The sequence below is a fragment of the Caulobacter sp. SSI4214 genome (assembly GCF_012184455.1).
GTDB lineage: Bacteria > Pseudomonadota > Alphaproteobacteria > Caulobacterales > Caulobacteraceae > Caulobacter > Caulobacter vibrioides_E.
In genome coordinates, this window is sequence record NZ_SZWJ01000051.1 from 23,809 (window position 1) to 29,808 (window position 6,000).

4 protein-coding genes are annotated in these 6,000 nt (G+C 69.2%); all 4 read left to right on the forward strand.

The features are described from left to right. Positions 1 to 109 precede the first annotated feature (109 nt). The 4 genes from FCU40_RS14955 (at position 110) to FCU40_RS14970 (ending at position 5,876) form a co-directional block, all read left to right on the forward strand. A complete protein-coding gene (locus FCU40_RS14955) occupies positions 110 to 1,801 on the forward strand; it encodes a carboxylesterase/lipase family protein (protein WP_168075951.1) in 1,692 nt (563 codons plus the stop codon). Between the two features lie 25 nt (positions 1,802 to 1,826). Further along, entirely contained in the window at positions 1,827 to 2,711 is an 885-nt protein-coding gene (locus FCU40_RS14960; protein ID WP_168075953.1) for an ROK family protein, read from the forward strand. Between the two features lie 239 nt (positions 2,712 to 2,950). Continuing rightward, positions 2,951 to 5,359, forward strand: coding sequence for a membrane-bound PQQ-dependent dehydrogenase, glucose/quinate/shikimate family (locus FCU40_RS14965; protein WP_168075955.1), 2,409 nt, complete (start codon positions 2,951 to 2,953; stop codon positions 5,357 to 5,359). Positions 5,360 to 5,477: 118 nt separating this feature from the next. After that, entirely contained in the window at positions 5,478 to 5,876 is a 399-nt protein-coding gene (locus FCU40_RS14970; RefSeq protein WP_168075957.1) for a hypothetical protein, read from the forward strand. The last annotated feature ends 124 nt before the right edge of the window (positions 5,877 to 6,000 follow it).

Here is a 6,000-nt window from a genome sequence, read left to right on the forward strand (position 1 = left end):
CCCTTTTCTCGCGCGGGGAGATGCGCCCCTGCCGCTCTCCCCGCGACTTTCTCTCTTTGGAAACCAGACGCATCCGTCGATGAGCGTCGCAGCGACCGAGGGTTCTTCCATGAGCGGTGTCTTCGAGGATCGCCGCGGCTCAGGCGTGGCGCGCCGCTCCATCCTGAAGGGCGCGGCGCTTGTCGCGGGCGCCCAGGGCGCGATGGCGGGGCCGGCGAGGGCGACGACCCGGGCCGCGAGGACCGGCCTGACCGCCGGCGCGGGCGTGGCGCAAGCGGCCACCGCCTCAGGGCGCGTGGCCGGCTATGTTCGCGACGGGATAAACATCTTCAAGGGGGTGCCCTATGGCGCGCCCACGGGCGGGGCGGGACGGTTCCTGCCGCCGCGCCCTCCGGAGCCCTGGACGGGCGCGCGCAGCGCGCGCCACTACGGGCCCATCTGTCCCCAGGACCAGGGAACGGGTCGCCTGAACGACGAGGAAGCCTTTGTCTTTCAATGGAACGACGCCGTTCAGAGCGAGGATTGCCTAAGGCTCAATGTCTGGACGCCTGGCTTGGCGCCCTCGGGTCGACGACCGGTGATGGTCTGGCTGCACGGGGGAGGCTTCGCGGCCGGCTCGGGGCACGACCTGCCCGCCTTCGACGGCGAGAACCTCGCGCGCCGCGGCGATGTGGTGGTCGTGACCCTGAACCATCGCCTGAATGTCCTGGGGTATCTCGATCTGTCCCATGTCGACGAGCGGTTCGCCCAGTCTGGCAATGTCGGCATGCTCGATATCGTCGCGGCCCTGGCGTGGGTTCGCGACAACATCGCCCAGTTTGGCGGCGATCCTGATCGTGTCCTGATCTTCGGTCAGTCTGGGGGCGGGGCCAAGGTCTCGACCCTGATGGGCATGCCCGCCGCCCGCGGTCTCTTTCATCGCGCCATCGTCATGAGCGGCTCGTTCAGCTGGGCCGTCTCCCAGGAGAAGGCGCGGCGCCTGACCGATCTGACCCTGGCCGAACTGGGCCTTTCGGCATCGGACGCGGCCCGCCTTCAGACCATGCCGCACGCGCGCCTTCTGGAGGCGGGGCAAAGAGTCCGGGCGCGGGTCAACAAGCCTTTCGACGGCTTCGTGGACGCCCGCCTTATCCCGAACCAGCTCGATTTCGCCCCCGTGGTCGACGGGGCCGTTCTGCCGACCTGTCCGTTCCATCCGGACGCGCCGGCGATTTCGGCGAACGTGCCGCTGATGGTCGGCACGACGCTCAATGAGTTCGTCCACGGAATAAACCATCCGGAGGTCGAGACCATGAGCGAGGCCGAGCTCGCCGCGAGGGCCGAGCGTTTCCTGCCGGGAAGGGGCGCCGGCCTGGTGGCGGCGTTTCGACGGCGAACGCCGAACGCCAGTCCCTTCGATATTTGGTCGCGGATCGCGACCGCGCCGATCCGTCAGGCCGCCGTCGATCAAGCGGCGGTCAAGGCGCGCCAGGGCGGAGCGCCCGCCTATCTCTACGCGTTCAACTGGCGCTCGCCCGTGCTGGATGGCCGGCCGCGCGCGTTTCACTGCCTGGATATCCCCTTCGCCTTCGCCAACACCGATCGCTGCGACTCCATGACGGGCGGCGGCGAAGACGCCGCGGCGCTGAGCGCCAAGGTCGCGGACGCCTTCGTCGCTTTCGCGCGGAGCGGGGATCCCAACCACGCGGGCCTGCCGCGCTGGGATCCGATGACCGCCGAAGGAAGCGCCACCATGATCTTCGACGTCCAGAGCCGCCTTGAACGCGATCATGACGCCGACGAGCGGGCGGCGATCCGGTGAAGCGACGTCTTGGAGATGATGCTCAATGACCTATGCGGGCGTGGAAATCGGCGGCACGAAGGTCGTGGTCGCGTTTGGGTCGGGGCCGGAGGATCTATGCGACCGTGTTCGCATTCCCACCACGGCGCCAGACGAGACTCTGGAGGCGCTCTTCAAGGTGCTGGAGGCGCGACGCGCCCGGTCGGGTCTGAGGGCCGTCGGGGTCGCCACCTTCGGACCGGTGAGGCTAGATCCTGGCGCGGCGGACCACGGTCGGCTGTTGGCGACGCCCAAGCCCGGCTGGTCCGGCGTTGATCTCTTGGGCGTCTTGAGCGGATTGGGACTGCCCATCGGACTCGATACCGACGTCAATGGCGCGGCGCTGGGCGAGGGGCGTTGGGGCGCCTGCGCGGGTCTGGCCGACCATGCCTATATCACCGTCGGAACCGGCGTGGGCGTCGGTCTGGTCGTCAATGGCGCGCCCGTTCATGGCGCTCTGCATCCCGAGCTGGGGCATCTGCCCGTGCGCCGCGATCCCGCGTCGGATCCGTTCGTCGGCGCGTGTCCGTTTCACGGAGATTGTCTGGAGGGCTTGGTCAGCGGCGCCGCGCTCGCCGCCCGGCTGGGCCGTCCGGCCGAAACCCTTTCCACCGACGATCCGCTATGGGACCTCGTCTCCGACTACTTGGCGCAGATGATCGTCGCGCTGACCTACACGATAGCGCCCCGTCGGATCGTGCTGGGCGGCGGCGTGGGTCAGACGCCTCACGTGCTGTCCCGGACCCGCGAGCGCGTCGCGTTCTGGTTGGGCGGTTATCTTCCCGACCTTCGCCGCCCGGGCGTTCTGGAGGACTATCTCGTCGCGCCGGCGCTGGGGGAAAATTCCGGGGTCCTGGGCGCGATCGTCCTGGCCGAAAACGCCTCGGCCTGACCCTGGAAAGTCCGCGCCTGGCGGACGCCCCCTAGAGCGTGATAGCCGAAAGTGTGAGCGGTTTCGGCGGTTATCACGCTCTAAATGTTTGATTTAGAGCCTTATTTTCCGCTCGAATGATTCCATTCGAGCGGATAAGGCTCTAGGCGCGCCGCGCCGCTGTCCAATGACGGCGAGCCGACATGGTCCGGAACCACGCCGGGCCAGGGCGGTTATCCGACCATGTTGGAGGACGGACCATGCCCCTGAACGGCGAGCGCTCGAATGGTGTGGCTTCGTGGCCGCCGCGTCTTCTGGGCGCGGCGTTTTTGCTGATCGGCCTGGTTCTGGCGGTCGGCGGGGCCTGGCTGGCCGTGCTTCATGGATCGCCCTACTACGGTCTCGCGGGCCTGGGGCTGATCGTCTCGGGCGTGCTGCTGATCACGCGGCGGATCACCGGCGTGTGGCTGTACGCCGCGGTGTTCGCCGCCACCCTGGTCTGGGCGCTCTGGGAGGTCGGCTTGAACGGCTGGGCGCTGGTCCCGAGGCTCGTCGGGCCGCTGGTCCTGCTGTGGCTGGCCCTGGCCTGCGCGCCGTTGCTGACCCTCGACCGGCGGGCGCGGAAACTGGCCGGCGGGCTCTTCGCCGGCTCCCTGGTCATGACCGTGGTCGGCGTCGCGGCCGTCGCCATCGCCGCCGCGCCGGGCAAGCCGGGCGAGCCGTCCTCGGGAAGCGGTCTTCTGGCGATGGATGGGACGATGGCGGCCGGGACAGATTGGACGGCCTATGGCGGGACCTACGGCGCGCAGCGCTACTCGACCCTGGCCCAGATCACGCCGGAGAACGCCGGCAAGCTGCGGCGCGCCTGGCTGTTCCACACCGGCGACATGCCCGACACGCCCGAGGCCAAGAAGCAGTACGGCGCCGAGACCACGCCGCTGAAGGTCGGGGACGCGCTGTATCTGTGCACGCCCAAGAACGTGATGATCGCCCTCGACGCCGCCACCGGCAAGGAACGCTGGCGGTTCGATCCGAAGGTCGCGGACATCCACATCCCCTATACGGCCGCCTGTCGCGGCGTCGCCTATTACGCCGCGCCCAACGCCTCGGGACCGTGCGCCCGGCGGATCATCGAGGGCACGCTGGACGCGCGGCTGATCGCGGTGGACGCCGGCACCGGCCAGCCCTGCGCGGGCTTCGGCTTCGGCGGCCAGGTCGACACCAACCAGGGCGTCGGCAAGGCGGCGGCGGGGATGTTCTCGATCACCTCGGCCCCGACCATCGTCCGGGGCGTGGTCGTCACGGGCCACCAGGTCCTGGACGGCCAGCGGCGCGACGCGCCCTCGGGCGTGATCCAGGGCTATGACGCCGTCACCGGGCAGCTGCGCTGGGCCTGGGACATGACGCGCCCGGACCTGACCGGCGCGCCGCCGCCCGGCCAGACCTATACGCGGGGCACGCCCAACATGTGGACGACCGCCAGCGGCGACGAGGCCCTGGGCCTTGTGTATCTGCCGCTGGGCAACAGCGCCGTCGACTATTGGAGCTCCACCCGCTCGCCGCTGGAAAAGGCCCATTCCAGCTCGCTGGTGGCCCTCGACGTGACCACCGGCAAGAAGGTCTGGTCGTTCCAGGCGGTTCACAACGACGTCTGGGACTACGACCTCGGCTCGCAGGCCACGCTGGTCAACTTCCCGACCGGCTCGGGGACCGTCCCCGCCCTGGTGCTGCCGGGCAAGCAGGGCGACCTCTATGTTCTGGATCGCCGCACCGGCGCGCCGCTGACCGGCGTGGTCGAAAAGCCCGTGCCCCAGGGCGGCGTCGAACCCCAGCAGCGCGCGCCGACCCAGCCGTTCTCGCTATTCCACACCCTGCGCAAGGCCGACCTCACCGAAAAGCGGATGTGGGGCATGTCGCCGATCGATCAGATGATCTGCCGGATCCAGTTCCGCCGCGCGACCTACAAGGGCTTCTACACCCCGCCCGAGACCAAGGGCCATTACGTGGAATATCCCGGCTATAACGGCGGCTCGGATTGGGGCGGGATCGCCGTCGACCCGGCGCACGGGGTCATCGTCGCCAACTACAACGACATGCCGAACTACAACCGCCTGGTGCCTCGCGCCGAGGCCGACAAGAAGGGCTGGGCGCCGCGCGGCGAGGAACGCGGCGGTTCGATGAAGAAGGGCGCGGAAGGCGCGGGCGACCCGCAGTGGGGCTCGCCCTACGCGATCGACGTCAACGCCGGCTGGCGCCTGCCCGTCACCGGCCTGCTCTGCAAGGAACCGCCCTACGGCGGGCTGACCGCCATCGACCTGCGGACCGGCCGGACCCTGTGGGACCGTCCGTTCGGATCGGCGCGCAACAACGGTCCGTTCGGCATTCCCTCGCGCCTGCCCATCGAGATCGGCACGCCCAACAACGGCGGGGCGGTGGTCACGGCGGGCGGGGTGATCTTCATCGCCGCCGCCACCGACGACCTGATCCGGGCCGTCGACCTGAAGACCGGCAAGACGCTGTGGACCGACCACCTGCCCGGCGGCGGGCAGGCCACGCCGATGACCTACGAGATCGGCGGCAAGCAGTATCTGGTCATCATGGCCGGCGGGCATCACTTCATGGAGACCAAGATCAGCGACGCGCTTGTGGCCTACGCGCTGCCGAGCTAGAGCTTGTCGGGCTTGGAGGGATCCCTCCAAACCAGACAAGCTGGATCTTCAAGGGCGCTGGCCGGCCGTGATTATGTAACACATTCTCAGCTCGCGGCTTCTCGGCTATAGCCAGCCCATGGCTTCGACGCGGAACTGGCTGAAGACGGTGTCGGGAGCGCTGTGCGCGCTCCTGCTGCTGGTCTTTACCGTCACGCCGGCGGTCGACGCCCTGGTCTGCGGCGCCGAGGACGCGCCGGGCGCCAGCGCTCAAGTCGGCGCCGTCGATGCGGTCGCGAGTCCGGACCACGCGGACAATGCCAATCCCGGCAAGGCTTATCCCGGCAAGGCTTATCCCGGCAAGGCGGGCGCCGAAGCCTGCGCGCACGGCCACTGTCACCACGCCGCGCCCGTCGCGCCGGCGGTCGGCGCGACCTTCGCGTTCAAGACGATCCTCCCGCCGACCCTGAAGCCGGAAGCCGGCGGGGTTCCGCCGTCCAACACGCCCGACGCGCCCAACGAACCGCCCAGAGCCTGACGACGCCGCGCCATCGCGCGCGATCCCCCTCGTCAGCAACCTCATCTGGGACTTTCCATGTTCTCCCGACATGTCCGCCCCGCCGTGCTTTGCGCGGCCGTGGCGATGGCCGGTCTTGGCGCGC